The 16,801-nt window shown below is 74.1% G+C and carries 14 protein-coding genes; 7 read left to right on the forward strand and 7 right to left on the reverse strand.

All coding sequences use genetic code 11. From position 1 onward, the window contains the following. Nucleotides 1-5 precede the first annotated feature (5 nt). Entirely contained in the window at nucleotides 6-251 is a 246-nt protein-coding gene (locus tag OG599_RS29740) for a hypothetical protein (protein ID WP_327179053.1), read from the forward strand. A 182-nt stretch (nucleotides 252-433) separates the two neighbouring features. Here OG599_RS29740 and OG599_RS29745 read toward each other — a convergent pair whose 3' ends face one another. Beyond that, nucleotides 434-1,561 carry an ALF repeat-containing protein gene (locus OG599_RS29745; protein WP_327179054.1) on the reverse strand — a complete coding sequence of 376 codons (1,128 nt, stop codon included), beginning with the start codon at nucleotides 1,559-1,561 and terminating at the stop codon, nucleotides 434-436. Between the two features lie 225 nt (nucleotides 1,562-1,786). Here OG599_RS29745 and OG599_RS29750 point away from each other — a divergent pair, with 225 nt between their 5' ends. After that, nucleotides 1,787-3,103 carry an aminotransferase class I/II-fold pyridoxal phosphate-dependent enzyme gene (locus OG599_RS29750; RefSeq protein ID WP_327179055.1) on the forward strand — a complete coding sequence of 439 codons (1,317 nt, stop codon included), beginning with the start codon at nucleotides 1,787-1,789 and terminating at the stop codon, nucleotides 3,101-3,103. Nucleotides 3,104-3,116: 13 nt separating this feature from the next. Next, nucleotides 3,117-4,163: an MBL fold metallo-hydrolase gene (locus tag OG599_RS29755; RefSeq protein WP_327179056.1), complete on the forward strand. Its 1,047-nt coding sequence runs from the start codon at nucleotides 3,117-3,119 to the stop codon at nucleotides 4,161-4,163. Nucleotides 4,164-4,180: 17 nt separating this feature from the next. Here OG599_RS29755 and OG599_RS29760 read toward each other — a convergent pair whose 3' ends face one another. Beyond that, the gene (locus OG599_RS29760) at nucleotides 4,181-5,263 is read right to left on the reverse strand and encodes a dipeptidase (protein WP_327179057.1); all 1,083 of its coding nucleotides are present in this window, start codon (nucleotides 5,261-5,263) and stop codon (nucleotides 4,181-4,183) included. After that, the gene (locus OG599_RS29765; RefSeq protein WP_327179058.1) at nucleotides 5,260-6,606 is read right to left on the reverse strand and encodes an amidohydrolase family protein; all 1,347 of its coding nucleotides are present in this window, start codon (nucleotides 6,604-6,606) and stop codon (nucleotides 5,260-5,262) included. Before OG599_RS29765 ends, OG599_RS29760 begins: the two co-directional genes overlap by 4 nt. Before the next feature lie 168 nt (nucleotides 6,607-6,774). Here OG599_RS29765 and OG599_RS29770 point away from each other — a divergent pair, with 168 nt between their 5' ends. Together OG599_RS29770 and OG599_RS29775 are read left to right on the forward strand one after the other, a co-directional pair. Further along, nucleotides 6,775-7,569 (forward strand): IclR family transcriptional regulator, encoded by a 795-nt coding sequence (locus OG599_RS29770; protein ID WP_327179059.1) that lies wholly within the window; start codon nucleotides 6,775-6,777, stop codon nucleotides 7,567-7,569. Continuing rightward, nucleotides 7,566-8,513, forward strand: a complete 948-nt coding sequence (locus tag OG599_RS29775) for an NAD(P)-binding domain-containing protein (protein WP_327179060.1) — start codon at nucleotides 7,566-7,568, stop codon at nucleotides 8,511-8,513. The genes OG599_RS29770 and OG599_RS29775 overlap by 4 nt, the downstream gene beginning before the upstream one ends. A gap of 44 nt (nucleotides 8,514-8,557) precedes the next feature. Here the strand turns inward: OG599_RS29775 and OG599_RS29780 are convergent, their stop codons facing one another. Both OG599_RS29780 and OG599_RS29785 read right to left on the reverse strand, forming a co-directional pair. After that, nucleotides 8,558-9,172 (reverse strand): DedA family protein, encoded by a 615-nt coding sequence (locus tag OG599_RS29780; protein WP_327179061.1) that lies wholly within the window; start codon nucleotides 9,170-9,172, stop codon nucleotides 8,558-8,560. 2 nt (nucleotides 9,173-9,174) lie between these two features. Further along, a complete protein-coding gene (locus OG599_RS29785) occupies nucleotides 9,175-9,951 on the reverse strand; it encodes an MBL fold metallo-hydrolase (RefSeq protein WP_327179062.1) in 777 nt (258 codons plus the stop codon). 590 nt (nucleotides 9,952-10,541) lie between these two features. Between OG599_RS29785 and OG599_RS29790 the strand changes: the two genes are divergently transcribed. Continuing rightward, on the forward strand, nucleotides 10,542-12,782 hold the full coding sequence (locus tag OG599_RS29790) for a phage holin family protein (RefSeq protein WP_327179063.1): 2,241 nt from the start codon (nucleotides 10,542-10,544) through the stop codon (nucleotides 12,780-12,782). A 51-nt stretch (nucleotides 12,783-12,833) separates the two neighbouring features. Here OG599_RS29790 and OG599_RS29795 read toward each other — a convergent pair whose 3' ends face one another. Then, the gene (locus tag OG599_RS29795; RefSeq protein WP_327179064.1) at nucleotides 12,834-13,886 is read right to left on the reverse strand and encodes a LacI family DNA-binding transcriptional regulator; all 1,053 of its coding nucleotides are present in this window, start codon (nucleotides 13,884-13,886) and stop codon (nucleotides 12,834-12,836) included. Between the two features lie 126 nt (nucleotides 13,887-14,012). On the opposite strand from OG599_RS29795, the gene ligA reads away from it, so the two are divergent. Then, nucleotides 14,013-16,151, forward strand: a complete 2,139-nt coding sequence (gene ligA / locus OG599_RS29800; RefSeq protein WP_442809719.1) for an NAD-dependent DNA ligase LigA — start codon at nucleotides 14,013-14,015, stop codon at nucleotides 16,149-16,151. 103 nt (nucleotides 16,152-16,254) lie between these two features. Here the strand turns inward: ligA and OG599_RS29805 are convergent, their stop codons facing one another. Beyond that, nucleotides 16,255-16,797 (reverse strand): GNAT family N-acetyltransferase, encoded by a 543-nt coding sequence (locus OG599_RS29805; protein WP_327179066.1) that lies wholly within the window; start codon nucleotides 16,795-16,797, stop codon nucleotides 16,255-16,257. Nucleotides 16,798-16,801: the final 4 nt, after the last annotated feature.

A 16,801-nucleotide genomic window follows, 5' to 3' on the forward strand; every position in this document is an offset into this window, starting at 1 on the left:
AGGACATGTCGATCCAGTTCCACTTCGGAGACACCTACCACCACAAGTACCGTGTCGGCGACACGATCTCGTGGTCGGATCGGGCCATCGGGTCCCCTCGGAAGGGCCGCTTCGAGATCCCCGGTTACCCGGAGTGGTGCCAGACGTGCAAGTTGGACGACGAGGGCTACTACCTCGTGCAGTTCGACGGTGACGTGATCATCGGCTACCGCGAAGCCACCGAGGGGGACATGGAGTCCTTCGACTGGTGAAATCCGGGGCTGTCCCACGGACGTGCCCCGGAATTCCGACGAAAGGCGGCCCCGCCCGGTTCACACCGGGCGGGGCCGTTGCCGTTCGGGCCCCGGGGCCGTCGGCGGGCGCACGCCGCTCATGCGAACGGCCGGTGCGCCCCCGCTCGGAGGGCACACCGGCCGCTTCACCGGTCGTACCGTCAGCCCGCGGCGCCCGCGCGGCGCCGCCGCGCGGCGACCAGCAGCGCGCCGCCGGCCACGACCGCGGCGGCTCCGCCGCCGAGTGCCAGACCGGTGGCGGAACTCGTACCGGTGGCTGCGAGGGGGCCGTTGCCCTGGGCCGTCACGTTCGTGTTGCCGTCCGAGCCACCCGCACTCGAACCGGAACCGGAACCGGAGCCGGAGCCGGAGCCGGAGCCCGACCCGGAACCGGAGGCGGCGCTGCCGCCGTCCGCGTCCTTGCCGTCGGAGACGGGCTGGACCGTGCTGCCGCTGACCGATCCTGATCCCGAGTTGGTCCCCGAGGTCCCGCCGGTGGCGTCATCGCCGCCCCCGGTGCCGGTCCCGCCGTCGGTGGCCGCCGCCGCGGCGGCGTCCTTCTCGTCCTGCTCGCGGGCCTCGTACTGCCCCGTCTCCAGGAACGCGACGCGGTCCTCGGGCGTGCCCTTCAGGGCCGCCTTGCCCGCCTCCCTGACGTGCGGTCCGCCCGCGTTGACGATCTGCGAGACCAGCACGCGGTTGTCCGTGTCGCGGGCCACGTGCTGTCCCGTCTCCAGGAACGCGGCGACGTCCTCGGCCGTGCCCTTGAGGGCGGCCATGCCCGCCTCGCGCACCGAGGGGCCGCCCTGGCCGATGAGGTAGGCGACGAGGATACGGTTGTCCGTCTCGCGGGCCTCGTACTGTCCGGTTTCCAGGAAGGCGGTCCGGTCCTGGGGAGTCCCGTCCAGTGCCTTGCTGCCCGCTTCCTTCACGCCGCGGCCACCCTTGGCCATGATGCGTGCGATGGCGATGCGGTTGTCCTGGTCAAGGGCCGTGTACTGGCCGGTCGTCAGGAACGCGCGCATCGCGTCCGCACCCCCGTCGATCGCCGCGCTGCCCTGCTCGGCCACCACGGAGTCCTTACCGGCTGCGGCGATGAGGCGAAGGATCTCGATCCGGTCCTTCTCCGCTTGGTCCTGGTCCTCGCCGTCCGAGGACGACGAGGAGACGCCCGCGGCAGCGGCCGTGGTCCCGTCGGCCGTCTCCGCCGCCGAAGCGGGGGACGACAGCAGGAAGGCAGGAGCGACGGCCGCTGCGGCGAGCAGGGTGCCGACTCTGGATATCTTCAAGAAGAGCTCTCACTTCACCCAAGGGATCATCAAATGTATGAGGTGATGTTAATGCGAACGACTGACAGCGATCGCCCGCTTTTCCCGGCGGGGCGTCCTGTCCCGCACCCCGCGCCCACCCTGTCCGGGACGGTGCGCTGCGCGGGCACCCCGGCCGAAACCTCCGTATAAAGGGCCCGACAGACTCTGGGAACGGCACGGGGGCGGAGGCGGACGAGGAGGGCCATGCACCGGACCGAGTACGGCCCGCACGGCACGCCGGACGACCACGGCCCGCACGGTGCACCGGGCGACCACGGCCCGCACGAGCGGCGGGACGACCACGGCCCGCACGGCACACGGGAGGACCACGGCCCGGTCCGCTACGGGCCGCCCGTCCCCGACCCCGGGCTCCCCGCCCTCCCCGGACTCGTCGGTGTGCTGGCCGCCGCCGCGGGGGACACCCGGCCGGAATCCCCGGGTGGCGGAACGGTCCTGCGCGAGGCGGCCTGCGCCTACTGGGCCCGGCGGGGACTGGGCGGCAGCCCCTCGGGCGTCGCCGCCGCCCCGGGCCCCCAGGCGCTGCTGCTCGGACTCGTCGCCGCCCACGGCGGAGACGTCCTCATGCCCAGGCCCTGCCCGGCGGCCTGGATTCCGCAGGCCGGACTGTTCGGCCGGCCCGCGTACCACGTACCGACGCCCGCCGAATGCGGCGGTGTGCCCGACCCGTACGCCCTGCTGGAGACCGTCCGCCGGGTACGCGCCGAGGGCGGGCGCCCCCGGCTGCTCGTGCTCTCCGTGGCCGACGACCCCACGGCCACCGTCGCGCCGCCCGAACTCGTCCGCGAGGCGTGCGAGGCGGCCGTGGCCGAGGGCCTCCACATCATCAGCGACGAGACCTGGCGCGACACCCTGCACCGGCCGTACGACACCGTGCTGCTCAGCCCCGCCGAGATGTGCCCCGACGACGTCACCGTCCTCACCGACCTCTCCGGCGCGCTCACCCCCGCCGCCTGGCCCGTCGCGGTGGCACGGTTCCCCGCCACCCGCCGGGGCGCCGTGTACCGGGCCCGTACCGTCGACGTCCTCACCGCGCTCGGCGCCCTCGTGGCGACGCCGGTCGCCCGGGCCGCCGCGCACGCCCTGCGCGAACCGGAGGCGGTCACCGACCGGATCCGGCAGGCCGCCCACATCCAGGCGCAGATCGCCGCCGCCGCCCACCGCGCCGTGCTGGCGGCCGGGGCCCTGGCGAGGCCCCCGCAGGCGGGCCGGCACCTCTACGCCGACCTCGGGCCGCTGCGCACCCGGCTGGCCGAGCGCGGGGTCACGGACTCCATGGAACTGGAGGAGTACCTCACCGAACGGCTCGGCGCCCCGGCCCCGGGCGGGCACCGGTTCGGGGACGAGCTGGGGGCGCTTCGGGCGCGCCTGGGGACCGGCCATCTGGTGGGCGCGACGCCCGACCAGCGGGCCGCCTCGCTCACCGCAGCGGCGCCGCTGGAATTGCCGCATGTCGCGAACGCGCTGAGCATGTTCGCAGCGGCCTTCGACGAACTCCGGTGACGGGAGACCCGCGATGACCGAACAGACCGGGCCCTTCCGTACCGACGCGGACCGGGAGCCCCAGGAGGACACCGGCGCGCGGACCGGGCGCCCGCCCGTCGGGGAGCGCGTCTGGCCGAGGAGCTTCGCCGACCGGCTCACCGCCCCCCTGCCGGGCATCAGGGCCATGACCCGCCTGGTCCGCGAACGCTCCCTGCGGCCCGACGAGGCGGGGCTCCGGGGCGTCCACCTGCTGCCGTTCGACCCGGCCCCGCTGCCCCCGCCCGGTCAGGACGCCGTCACCTGGGCCGGGCACGCCAGCTGGATCGTCCGCATCGGCGGGCTGACCGTCCTCACCGACCCCGTGTGGTCCCGGCGCATCCTCGGCACCCCGGCGCGGATCACCCCGGTGGGCGTGGCCTGGGAGACCCTCCCGCCGGTCGACGCGGTCGTCGTCAGCCACAACCACTTCGACCACCTGGACGCACCCACGCTCCGCCGACTCCCGCGCGACACACCGGTGTTCGTACCGGCGGGACTCGCCCGGTGGTTCAGGCGCCGCAAGTTCACCCGGATCACCGAACTCGACTGGTGGGAGACGGCCGAACTGCGGGGCGTACGCTTCGCGTTCGTCCCCGCGCACCACTGGTCGCGCCGCACCCTCTTCGACACCTGCCGGTCACTGTGGGGCGGCTGGGTCCTCACCGACACGGCGAACGCCCCGGGGACGCCGGGCCGGAAGATCTACTTCGCCGGGGACACCGGCTACGGCCACTGGTTCCGGGAGATCGGCCGCCACCACCCGGGCATCGATCTCGCGCTGCTGCCGATCGGCGCGTACGCCCCCCGGTGGTGGCTCGCCGACGTGCACACCGACCCCGAGGAGGCGGTACGGGCGTACGAGGACCTGGGCGCCAAGGCGATGGCGCCGATGCACTGGGCGACCTTCCTGCTCTCCGCCGAGCCCGTGCTGGAACCGCTGGTGCGGCTGCGGGCCGCCTGGCACCGTGCGGGCCTTCCGCGCGAGTGCCTCTGGGACCTGTCCATCGGCGGCTCGCGCGCGTTCGGCGACACGACCTGAGACCTTCGGTCCCGCCGTCAGCCCCAGACGCGCTCCGCGTAGGCGGCGAAGTTCCGGCCGAGGATCTTCTCGATGCGCCCGGAGCCGTAACCACGCTTCTCCAGCAGCCGGATCAGCTCCCGGAACTGCTCCACCCCGCGCAGGTCGACCACGAAGGGGTAGGTGTCGGCCCGTTCGCCGGCGGCGCCGACGCCCGCCGCCTGCCGCTCGGCGACGTGTGCGGCGAGGGTGGCGGCGTAGGAGTCCAGGTCGTCTATGGCGGTGACCGGGCCGTCGGTGCCTATGCCGACGGCGTCCTCGCCGCACACGTTCACCGCGTGCGCGATGTGCTCGACCACGTCGGCGGCCGTGGCGTGACCGGTGGGGTTGAGGAAGGGCATGAAGTAGATCCCGACGAAGCCGCCGCGCCCGGCGACCAGTCGCAGCTCCTCGTCGGTCTTGTTGCGCGGCAGGTCGGTGACCGCCCGGCAGCCCGTGTGGTTGATCGAGACGGGGCTGGAGGAGATCCGGGCCGCCTCCAGGCAGGTGTTCTCACCGCTGTGCGACAGATCCACCATCATGCGGCTCTCGTTGACCGCCTCGACCACCTCGCGGCCGAACGGGGTCAACCCCCGGTTCTCCGGCGCCATCGAGCCGTCGCCCAGGTGGTTCGCCTGGTTGTACGTCAACTGGAAGACCCGGACGCCGCGTTGCTGGAAGGTCGCGACGCGGCCGAGGTCGTCACCGACGGCCACCCCGTTCTGGAAGCCGTAGATCACCCCGATCCGGCCCTCGTCCTTCGCCCGGTGGAGGTCGGACGCGGTGCGGACGTGCAGCAGGTCGTCCGGATGCGCGGCTATCAGGCCGTCCCACGCGTCGAGTTCGTGCAGCGTGTGCTCGTACGGGGGCATGTCGCCCATCACGTAGCCGAGCGTGATGTTGACGGCGTTCATCCCGGAGGCGTGCGCCTCGGCGAGAGCCCGCCCGTCGACGGCCAGTTCGTCGATGGTCTGCAGGAGCCGGCCCGCCCCTTCGGCAGCCTCGGGGGCGTTGGGGTTCTGCAGCTCTCCCAGGGCGTTGACGATCAGCATGTCGCTGACAGAAGTGGAGGAGGTGGTCATCGGGGGTTCGTTCCTTCCTGTGCCGTGGTCGTGGCGTTCTCCGAGGTGAACTCCGCCCGGTGGAGGCGCAGTCCGCGCTTCACCACCGAGGTGACGGTGCGCAGATTGCGGATGTCGGCCAGCGGATCGTCCTCCAGCACAACGAAGTTGGCGAGCTTGCCCGCGGCGACCGTCCCCATGGAATCCTCCGCGCCCATGCTGCGGGCCCCGACCAGGGTGGCCGAACGGATGGCCTGCGCGGCGGGGACGCCGCACCGCTCCACCAGGAAGACCAACTCGTCGTGGACCGAGGGGAAGGGCTGCCCCGGCGCGGTCTCGTAGTCGGTGCCGGTGCTGATCTCCACCCCCGCCCGGTACGCCTGCGCGGTGAGCGCTGCCGAGAGCTCCGCGTTCTCCCGGGCCCGGGTCTTCTCCTCAGGGGTGTCCGCGTCGTCGGCGAGCCACTCCCAGAGCGTGTTCGTGGCGTCGAGCACGGTGCCCCGCTCCCGCATCCGCGCGAACAGGCCGGCCATCTCCGGGTCGTCGCCGTCCAGGAAACGGTCCCGGTCCACCGGGGGCTTGTCCTTGTACGTGGTCAGCGCCCGCTCGGCGAACTCGTGGACCAGCAGGTGGACATGGGAGACCGAGTCCACCCCCGCCGCCACCACCTCGGCCGGTGAGGCGGGGAAGACCGCCGCGTGCGCCCAGACGGAAAGCCCCTGCCGGTGCGCCTCGGCGGTGATCGCCGCGACCAGCGGACCCGGGAGGTCCGCGTAGATCTTGACGGCGGTGGCGTACGTGCCGGCGGCCCGCGCGACGGCCAGCGGCAGGTCGGTCTCCTCGGTGATCGCCTGCATCCACGGCACCTGGCCGGGCACCGCGCCCTGCGAGACCTGCCAGGTGCGCGGGTCGTCGAAGAACCCGGGCCCGGCGGTCAGCGCCGCGTAGTGGATGTCCGGGCCGGGGATCTCCCCGACCAGCGTGGAGCGCGCCAGGTCGGCGATGTGCCGCAGATCGTCGGCCATGTCGCGGATCGCCGTCACGCCGCCGTAGACCTGGCGGCGCAACGCGGCCTCGGCGACGGGTCGGTTGGGCGGAGTGGCGATGTGCTGGTGCGAGTCGATCAGCCCCGGCACGACGAACGCGCCCTGCAGATCGACGACTTCGGCCTCCGCGAGCAGGGCGACGGGGGTCTCGCCGTCCGGTGCGACCGTCCTGATGCGCTCACCGTCCACCACGATCGAGGTCGCGGGCCGCGCCGCGCCACCCGTGCCGTCGATCAGCGTGGCCCCCCGGTACAGCACCACGGTTCCCTTCGCCGGGGCGGCGAAGGGGGCGGGAGCGCCGACATCCTCGTGAGCCATCGGGTCACACCTCTCCGTCATCGCCGCACCTGCGGCCTGGTGAATTACAACTGTTGTCATGCTGGTTCCGTCTGTGGAAACGTACGCTACCGTCCTTACTCCCGGGAACGGCAAGGTTTCGCCGTGAACCCGGGAGCCGACCACCAGTTGAGGAGAGGGGGGACGAGGATGCCCAAGTCCTCCAATTCGGCCGTCGACAAGGCGCTCGACCTCGTGGAAGCGGTCTCGCGCTCCGAACGTCCGCTCCGGCTGAGCGAGATCGCCGACGAGGTCGGGCTGCACCGGCCGACCGCCTACCGGGTCCTCGCCGACCTGGTCCGCCGCGGCTGGGTGCTGCGCTCCGGGGACCACTACCTGCCGGGCGCCGCCGCGCTGCGGCTCTCGCGCACCGCCGCCGCCAACTCCCTCGTGACGCTGGCCCGCCCGGTCCTGGAGGCGCTCGCCGCCCGTACCGGCATGATGGTCAACCTCCAGGTGCTGGAGCACGACCGCTCGCGGGTGCTCGACGCGGTCCGGCCCGCCCGGCTGGAGATGATCAGCCTGCTCACCGGCGAGACGCTGCCCGTGCACCGGTTCGCCGGGCCGCTGGCCCTGGTCGCCGCACTGCCGCCGCGGGCGCGTACCCCCTACCTGCGGCTCGCCGAGGACGCCGGACACCCGATGGACGGCCCGCTGGGCCTCCTCGCCGACCTGGACCGGGTGGAGCGCACCGGCTTCGCGGTGGAGCGCGGCCGCAACGAGGCCCTGGTCGCCTCCGTCGGCCGCGCGGTCCTCGCGGGCCCCGGCCGCCCGCTCTGCGCGCTCACCGCGGTCGGCCCCGACGCGGAGTTCGACGAGCCGTCACTGGGCGCGCTGCGCACGGCGCTGCTGGACGCCACGGTCGCCCTGGCGGAAATCCTGGGCGTGGCGGCGGAGGCGGCGGTGCGATCCGGAGAGAACGAGTCGACGCGGGAGAGCGGATGAACAACGACGTGCTGGTACTGGACGCGGCGTGCACCCGCGCCGGGCTCGACCCCGACCGGTTGGCCGAGGCCCTCGCAGTCGCTCTCGTCGCGGTGGCGGACGGGACGGTCTCGGCGCCCCCGCGCATCGCGGCCGAAGCACCGGCGGGGCTCCTCGGCGTGATGCCCGCGTACGTCCCCGGCCTCGGCCTCGCCGCCAAACTCGTCTCCGTCTTCGCCGACCCCGCCGAGCCCGGACGCAGCTCCCACCGGGGCGTGGTCGCCCTCTTCGACGAGGCGGACGGCAGGCCCCTGGCGGTGATGGACGCCGAGACCGTCACCGCCGTCCGTACCGCCGCCACCGCGACCATCGCGCTGCGCGCGCTCGCCGGCCCGGACCTGAACCGGATCGCCGTGCTGGGTACCGGCGTCCAGGCCGCCGCCCAGCTCGACCTGCTCGCCCGGCAGGACCCGGACACCCCCGTCGTGGTCGGCGGCCGGGACCCGGAACGCACCGGGGCCCTCGCAGCCCGGCACCCGCGCGCCACGGCCGACACGGTCGAAGGCGCCGTACGCGGCTCCGGCGCGGTGCTCTGCTGCACCGGTGCGCGCGAACCGGTCCTCCGGCGCTCCTGGCTGGCCGAAGGGGCCCATGTCGGCTCGGTCGGCGGTTCCCACGGGCCGGAGCTGGACGCCCGGACCGTGGAGGAGGGCTCGCTCTTCGTCGAGTGGGCCGGAGCCGCCACCGCCCCGCTGCCGGCCGGCGCCCACGAACTCCAGGGCCTGCCGCCCGGCCGGGCCACCCTCCTCGGCGAGGTCCTCTCCGGCCGCCACCCGGGCCGCCGCACCGCCGCCGAGCTGACGGTCTTCAAGTCCACCGGTCACGCCGCGCTGGACGTGGCCGCCGCCGCCGTCGCGTACGCCGGGGCGCGGGAGGGGGGGCGGGGGACGAGCCTCGCGTTCTGACGGGGCGGCCGCCCGCGCCGCCCCCGCGTCCCTCGGTTCCCGAATCAGTGCCCGAACCGCGCCCGCAGCCCGCGCCACCCGGCGGGTACCCCGCTGATCAGCAGCGTCAGCGCCACCGCGGCCACCACGCCCTGCCAGGGTTCCGGGAAGAGCGAACCGCCCAGGACACCGATCAGCTGGTAGGTGGCCGCCCAGGCGAGACAGGCCGGAACGTTACCCCGGGCGAACCGGTGCAGCGGCATCTCGCCCAGCAGGCACGCCAGCATCACCGGTATCCGGCCCGCCGGTATCAGCCGCGACAGCACCAGCACCATCACCCCGTGCTCGTCCAGCTTCCGCTGCGCCTGCGCCAGCCGCTCCGGGGCGGCCCGGTCGGTGATGACCTTCAGCCACTTCGAGCCGTTCCTGGAGTGCACACCGCGCTTGCCGAGCCAGTACAGGCAGATGTCACCGAGGAACGCCGCCGTGGCGGCCGTGAGGAAGACGAACAGCATCGAGAGCGGCGAGGCCTGGTGGAACGCCACCACGCCCGCCGAACTCACCAGCGCCCCCGTCGGCACCACCGGCACCAGGGAGCCCAGCGCCACCAGCGCGAAGAGCGTCGGATACCCGACGGCCTGCTGGGTCCCCCCGGCCGGCAGCTGCGCCAGCTGGTCCATGATCACCGGTGGACCTCCGGCCGGACTCGCTCGCCGAGCGCCGGCAGATGGACCGCCACCTCGGGCGCCAGCAGCGCCGCCTGCCGTACGAACTCGGCGCCGGGGGAGTGGAACTCGTGCGGGCGGACCCCGTCCATCCCGAGCGGCCAGTACGTGCCCCAGTGCACCGGCATCGCGGAGCCGGGCGTGAGCCGGGTCAGGGCCTCGGCCGCCCGGGCCGCGTTCAGATGGCCGGGACCCAGATACGGTCCCCAGCCGCCCACCGGCAGCAGCGCCACGTCGACCGGACCCACTTCCTTCGCCATCTCCTCGAACAGGCCGGTGTCCCCGGCGAAGTACGTACGCGCCTCGCCCTCCACCACGTAACCGAGCGCCGCGACCCGCTGCGGGCCGACCGGGAGGCGCCGGCCGTCGTGCTCGGCCGGCACCGCGCGTACGGTCACCGCGCCGATCCGTACGGTGTCGCCGGGCGCCACCTCGGTGATCCGCAGATCGCGCATCCGCCGCACCACCCGCAGACCGGGCACCGCTCGGACCGCGCCGCGCGGAACGATCAGCCGGGTACCGGGGGCGACCCGGGCCAGCGACGGCAGGTGCAGATGGTCGGAGTGGAGGTGGGAGACGAGGACCACGTCGGCCAGCGCCGCCGACGGCGGCGGGACCGCTCCGCCCCGGCGGCGCAGATGCGCGAACCGGCGGACGAAGAGCGGGTCGGTCAGCACCCGCACCCCGGAGTCCTCGATCGTGCAGGTGGCATGACCCCACCAGGTGACCTCCACCGGCGTCCCGCCTCCTCTGTCCGCTCTCCGTGATCCGCCTCGCCCCGCCGCTCGGACGCGTGCGGGAAGCCCGTACGAGCCTATGCCTCCCGCGCCGGGCGCCGACCCGGGGTCTGCCCCTAGGCCGTGTCTGACAATTCCCGCCGGGCGGTCGGCGCCCGGCACGGCACCTCGCGGTGTTGTCGGACCGCCCGCGTACATCCAGTACGCGGGCGGTCCTCCGCCTTGCGAGGCACCGCACCGGACACCGCCCGCTGATCCGACGCGAATTGTCAGACACGGCCTAGGCCGTGTCTGACCATTCCCGCCGGGCGGTCGGCGCCCGGCACGGCACCTCGCGGCGTTGTCGGACCGCCCGAGTACATCCCGTACTCGGGCGGTCCTCCGCCTTGCGATGCACCGCACCGGACACCGCCCGCTGATCCGACGCGAATTGTCAGACACGCCCTAGCGCCGGGCGTACACCTGTGCCCGGGGACCGGACCACCGACGACGGGGAAAGGCTGTGCGAAGCTGGTGGGCGGGCCCCGGAGGTGTCCCGGGGCACGCCTTGGACCGACCGGCCCGGACGCGGGAAAGGCGGAGCGGGCGTGGGAGCCGGGCGATGGCGCAGGGCGGGGAGTGCCCTGCTGCGGGTGACGACGGTGTGGGCGGTGTCCGCCCTGACCATGCTCGCCCTCGCGGGCGTCCTCCCCGATTTCCAGCTCCAGTCCGACAACGGCGACACCATCACCAAGACCGCGTTCACCGCCGCCTGGGGAGCGGGCGCCTTCGGACTGCTCTCCGCCCTCGTCTGGCCCCTCCTGGTACGAGCCCTGCTGGTGGTCCCCGCGTTCGTCCTCGGCGCGCTGGTGTTCTTCCTCAACGGCTCCCTGCTGATCCTGGCCCTCCGGCTGATCCCGGACGGCCGCGGCACGGCGAACCCGGAGACCGCCGTGGTCGTCGCGGCGGTGATGTCCGCGGTCGCCTCGGCGGCCTCCACCGCGCTCGCGGTCCGCGACGACGACGCCTACCGGCGGCGGCTCTCCCGCCTCGCCGACCGGCGCCGCAAGCGCGTCCCCGGCGAAGCGGGGGACGGCCGCGGCGGACCGCCCGGCACGGTCTTCATCCAGCTCGACGGGGTCGGCCACGACGTCCTGACGAGGGCCGCCGCCCAGGGACTGATGCCCACGGTGGCCGGCTGGCTCGCCGACCCCGGCGGCCACCGGATCACCCCCTGGCGCACCGACTGGTCCAGCCAGACCGGAGCCAGCCAGCTCGCCCTGCTGCACGGCACCAACCACGACGTGCCGGCCTTCCGGTGGTACGAGAAGGAGACCGGCACCGTGATGGTCTCCAGCCGCCCCGCCAGCGCCCTCGAACTCCAGCGCCGGGCCCTCGCACGCACCCACGACGGCGGTCTGCTCTCCTTCGACGGCGCCAGCCGGGGCAACCTCTTCAGCGGGGGAGCCGACCAGCTCGCCCTCGTCCTGTCGATGGCCGGGCGGCGCGGCAAGGGCCGCAGGTCGCGCGCGGGCTACTTCGCCTACTTCTCCGACCCGGCCAACGCCGTCCGCACCGCGCTCTCCTTCGTCGCCGAGGTCGGCCGCGAGATCGGCCAGTCCACCCGGTCGCGGCTGCGCAAGGAGACCCCGCGCATCAAACGCGGCGGCCTCTACCCCTTCATACGGGCCTTCGCGACCGTCCTCGAACGCGACGTCGTGGTCGCCGCCGTCATCGGCGACATGTTCGCCGGACGGACCGCCGTCTACGCCGACCTCGTCGCCTACGACGAGGTGGCCCACCACTCGGGGCCGTACAGCCGCGACGCCGACCAGGTCCTCGCCCGGCTCGACCGCTCCCTCGCCCTCATCACCAAGATCACCGACCACACGCCGCGCGCGTACCGGATCGTGCTCCTCTCCGACCACGGCCAGAGCCTCGGAGAGACCTTCGCCGGACGGTACGGGCTGACGCTGAAGGACCTCGTACGGGCGGGCTGCGGCCTCCCGGTTCCCCGGCGCGCCCAGCGCACCCTCAGCGCCTCCGAGGCCCGCGACGCGGTGCGCATCGCGCTGCACCGGCCGGTGCAGGAGGCGGAGGCGGAGCCCGCCGCCGTCACCGCGTCCGACCCGGTCGTCCTCGCCTCCGGCAACCTCGGCCTGATCTCGTTCCCCGGCATCGACGGCCGCGCCTCCCGCGAGGAGCTCGACCGCCGCCACCCGGCCCTGCTCAGCACCCTGGCGAACCACCCGGGAATCGGCTTCCTGCTGGTCCGCAGCGAGCGGCACGGCTCGGTCGTCCTCGGAGCCGGCGGAGCGGAGGTACCGGTCGCGGAACTGCGCGACGACGAGGGGCCCCTCACCGGCTTCGGCCCCGGCGCGGCGGACGCGATACGCCGCACCGACACGTTCCCGCACGTCGCCGACGTCATGGTGAACTCGATGTACGACCCCGCGACGGACCAGGTGCACGCCTTCGAGGAGCAGATCGGCTCGCACGGCGGACTCGGCGGCCCGCAGTCACGGCCGTTCCTGCTGTGGCCGCGCGGGATGACCGACCCGCTCGACGTACTCGCCGCCGAAGCGACGGCGTCCGGTACGACGGGGCCGGGCGCCCCGGTCACGGCCCCGCACACCGGCCCGGTCGGCGCCGAGGCCGTCCACCGGGTGCTCAGGCGCTGGCTGCGGGAGCCCTCCGGGCCCCAGGTGCCGCTGCGCCCCGAGGGCGTCGCGGGCCTCCCGTACGCCGACCGGCCGCTGCCGGGTGCGCGGGGCGAGGCGGACCCGCGGCGCGTGGACACCACGCCGCCGGACCCCGGCGCCGGGACGGTCCACGAGCCGCGCGGCTGACGGCGGCGGGTACCGCACGGCCGGCGGGGCCCGTACGGCCTCGTGCACCGATCAGGCCGACTCCCGGCCCACCAGCACCGGCGGGAACACGACGGACGGCGCGGGCGCCTCGGAGGTGCGTATCTGCCGCAGCAGCAGCCGGGCCATCTCGGCCGCCATCTCCTCCACCGGCTGGCGCACCGTCGTCAGCGGCGGATCGCAGGCCAGCGCCGCGCTGCTGTCGTCGAACCCGACCACCGCCACGTCCGACGGCACGTCGAGCCCGGCCCGCAGCAGGACCGGCAGCGCGCCCAGCGCCATCAGGTCCGACGCGACGAACACCCCGTCCAGATCGGGACGGTCACCCAGCAGCCGCTTCATCGCCGACGCCCCGCCCGCGTGCGTGAAGTCGCCCTCCGCGCTCGGCACGTCCGTGATCCCGTGCGCCGCCAGCGCCTCCAGGAACCCGCTCAGCCGGGCCCGCCCCGCCGGCCGGTCCTGCGGACCCGCCACCGTCACCAGCCGCCGGCGCCCCAGCGCGACCAGATGATCCGCCGCGAGCCCCGCCCCGGCGTGCTGATCGGCCTCCACGTGCGTGAGCGGCGTGGGCTGCGCCGGCGCGCTCGCCAGCACGGCGGGCAGCCGCGTCTCGTGCAGCAGCCCGGGCAACGGGTCATCGGCGTGCGAGGAGATCAACACCACCCCGTCGACGTGCCCTTGCCGCAGGTACGACAGCAACTGCCCCCGGGAGACCGCGTCGTCCGCCAGCATCAGCACCATCTGGATGCCCGCCGGGCGCAGCACGTCCAGCAGACCGGTGACGACCCGCCCGAAGTGCGGGTCGGAGAACATCCGCCCGACGAACGGCTCCGCCACCGTGCGGCGTTCGCGCTCGGAGACCACCAGCGCGATCGAGTCGGTGCGCCGCGTCACCAGCGAACGCGCCGCGCGGTTCGGTACGTACCCGGTGGCGACGACCGCCTCCTCGACGACCTGGCGCAGCACCGGATCGACCGTGGTCGCGCCGTTGATCACCCGGGAGACGGTGGCCCGGGAGACACCGGCCACCGCGGCAACGTCCTCCAGGGTCGCGGGACGCACGGGAGGTGACACATCGGCAGTCATGCAGCATTTATACCGGGACCGGCCGGGGCCCGGCCCGCCCGCCGGCGGTCAAAGGTGATCTTCGGGGGTGGAGGCGCCGGCCGCCACCGCTCGCGGGGGCCGCTGTCAGTGGTGGGCGGCAGGATGATGGCCATGACGAACTCAGCCGTCGCACTCGCCGACGCCACCGCCTACGCCGCCGCCGTCGAGGAGGCCACCCGCGCCTCCGCCGCGTACTACGCCAGCGGGGACAGCGCGCTCGACGACGACGCGTACGACCGCCTGGCGCGCGCGATCGCCGCGTACGAAGCGGCGCACCCCGAGGACGTGCTGGCCGCCTCGCCCACCGGCAAGGTCGCGGGCGGCGCGGCCGTCGGGGACGTTCCCCACACCGCTCCGATGCTCTCGCTGGACAACGTCTTCTCCGGTGAGCAGTTCGCCGGCTGGACGGCCTCCCTGGAGCGCCGCACAGGCAGACCCGTGGAGGCGTGGAGCGTCGAGCCCAAGCTCGACGGCCTCGCCGTCGCCGCCCGTTACCGCGCGGGCCGGCTGGAGCAGCTCGTCACCCGCGGCGACGGCACCGCCGGCGAGGACGTCTCGCACGCCATCGGCACCGTCCTCGGACTGCCCGAGGAACTCGCGGCGCCGGTCACCGTCGAACTGCGCGGCGAAATACTCATGACCACCGAGCAGTTCGAGCAGGCCAACACGGTCCGCACCGCCCACGGCGCGTCGCCCTTCGTCAACCCGCGCAACGGCGCCGCGGGCACCCTGCGCGCCAAGGACCGGCCCTACCGCGTCGAGATGACCTTCTTCGCGTACGGCGCGCTCCCGCTCCCGGACTCCGGCGAGCTCGCGGAGCGACTGGCCGAAATGCCGCACAGCGAGGTCCTCGAGTATGCGGCAGGCCTCGGCGTGCACACCGCGGCGGACACCCCGGTCGCCCCGCGCACCCTCGGGACGGTGGAGGACGTCCTCGCCCGGGTCGAGGAGATCGGCGCGCTCCGGGCCTCGCTGGCCTTCGGCATCGACGGCATCGTCATCAAGGCGGACCGCGCCGCCGACCAGCGCGACGCGGGCAACGGCACCCGTGCGCCGCGCTGGGCCATCGCGTACAAACTCCCCGCCGTGGAGAAGGTCACCCGGCTGCTCTGCGTCGAGTGGAACGTCGGGCGCACGGGCATCATCGCCCCGCGCGCCGTGCTGGAACCCGTGGAGATCGACGGCTCCACGGTCGGCTTCGCCACCCTGCACAACCCCGCCGACATCACCCGCCGTGACCTGCGCCTCGGCGACATGGTGATGGTCCACAAGGCCGGCGACATCATCCCCCGCGTGGAGGCCCCCGCCGTCCACCTGCGGACGGGTGAGGAGAAGCCGATCGAGTTCCCCGCGGTCTGCCCGCAGTGCGGCTCCGCGATCGACACGAGCGAGCAGCGCTGGCGGTGCGTCCGGGGCCGCGACTGCCGCCTGGTCGCCTCCCTCTCGTACGCCGCCGGACGGGACCAGCTCGACATCGAGGGCCTGGGCGCCACCCGGGTCGTCCAGCTCGTCGAAGCGGGGCTCGTCCAGGATCTCGCCGACCTCTTCACCCTGGAACGCGAGCAGTTGCTCGGCCTGGAGCGCATGGGCGAGACCTCCACGGACAACCTCCTCGCGGCCATCGACACGGCGCGTTCCCGTCCGCTCTCCCGGGTCTTCTGCGCCCTCGGCATACGCGGCACCGGCCGTTCCATGTCCCGCCGCATCGCCCGGTACTTCGCCACGATGGACCGGATCACCGCCGCCGACGCCGAGACGCTCCAGCGGGTGGACGGCATCGGCACGGAGAAGGCCTCGGCCGTCTTCGCCGAACTGGTGGAACTGGCCCCGCTGATCGAGAAGCTGGTGAAGGCGGGCGTCAACATGACGGAGCCGGGCGCCACCCCGCCGTCGGAGCCCGGCGCCGAGGAGCCGGCCGCCACCGGCGTGGACGGCCGCCCGGACGGCGACGGCGCGTCGCAACTGCCCCTGGCCGGGATGACCGTCGTGGTCACCGGGGCGATGACCGGAGCGCTGGAGAAGCTCTCCCGCAACCAGATGAACGAACTCATCGAGCGCGCGGGCGGGAAGTCCTCGTCCAGCGTCTCCGGACGCACCAGCCTGCTCGTCGCCGGGGAGAAGGCGGGCTCGAAGCGCACCAAGGCCGAAGGCCTCGGCGTACGGATCGCCACGCCGGAGGAGTTCGCCGGGCTCCTCGCCACGCACCTGGAGGCGGAGGAGACGGCGGAGAAGGCGATGGCCTGAGGCGGCGGAGCGGTCCGGGCGCGTGGCGTGCGGAGTGCCGCGCGGGATGCCGGGTGGGGTGTGGGCGTCGCGCGGGTGGTGCACGGCTTCCCGGCGCGGCGTCCTACCTCCCCGAGTCGCTCCACCTGACCTCGCCGTCCAGCACCACGTCGGTCGCCCGCAGCCCGAGCGCCCGCGCGATGCCCGTCGAGGCGGAGTGCCCCGGACGGATGTACGCGGCCAGCCCGTGCACTCCCCGTGCCCGCAGCCAGGACGCCATGGCGAGCGCTCCCTCGCGGCCGTAGCCCGCACCCTGGTGGTCGACACCGACCACCCACGCGAGCGACGCCTCCAGCGTCTCCGCGGTGGCCGGCCGACGGTACGACGTGGCTTGGACGGTGCCGATCAACGCCCCGTCCGACGTCCTGCGCAGCATCCAGTTCAGCCATCCCTGCGTGCCGTCCGGCGACCGGCCCGCCGACTGGCGTGCGTACCGGGCTTCGAGCTCTGCCAGGGAGCCGGGTGACCCGCCGGTCCAGGTGTGGAGCCGGACGTCGTCGAAGACGGAGACCGCCTCACGCGCGTGTTCCGCGGTGAGCGGTTCCAGGGTGAGGCGTGGCGTCGTCAGAGGAACCGCGGCGAGAAGGTGGGGCTGGTGCGTGGGCATCGGC

It is taken from the genome of Streptomyces sp. NBC_01335 (assembly GCF_035953295.1).
In the GTDB taxonomy this organism is placed as follows: domain Bacteria; phylum Actinomycetota; class Actinomycetes; order Streptomycetales; family Streptomycetaceae; genus Streptomyces.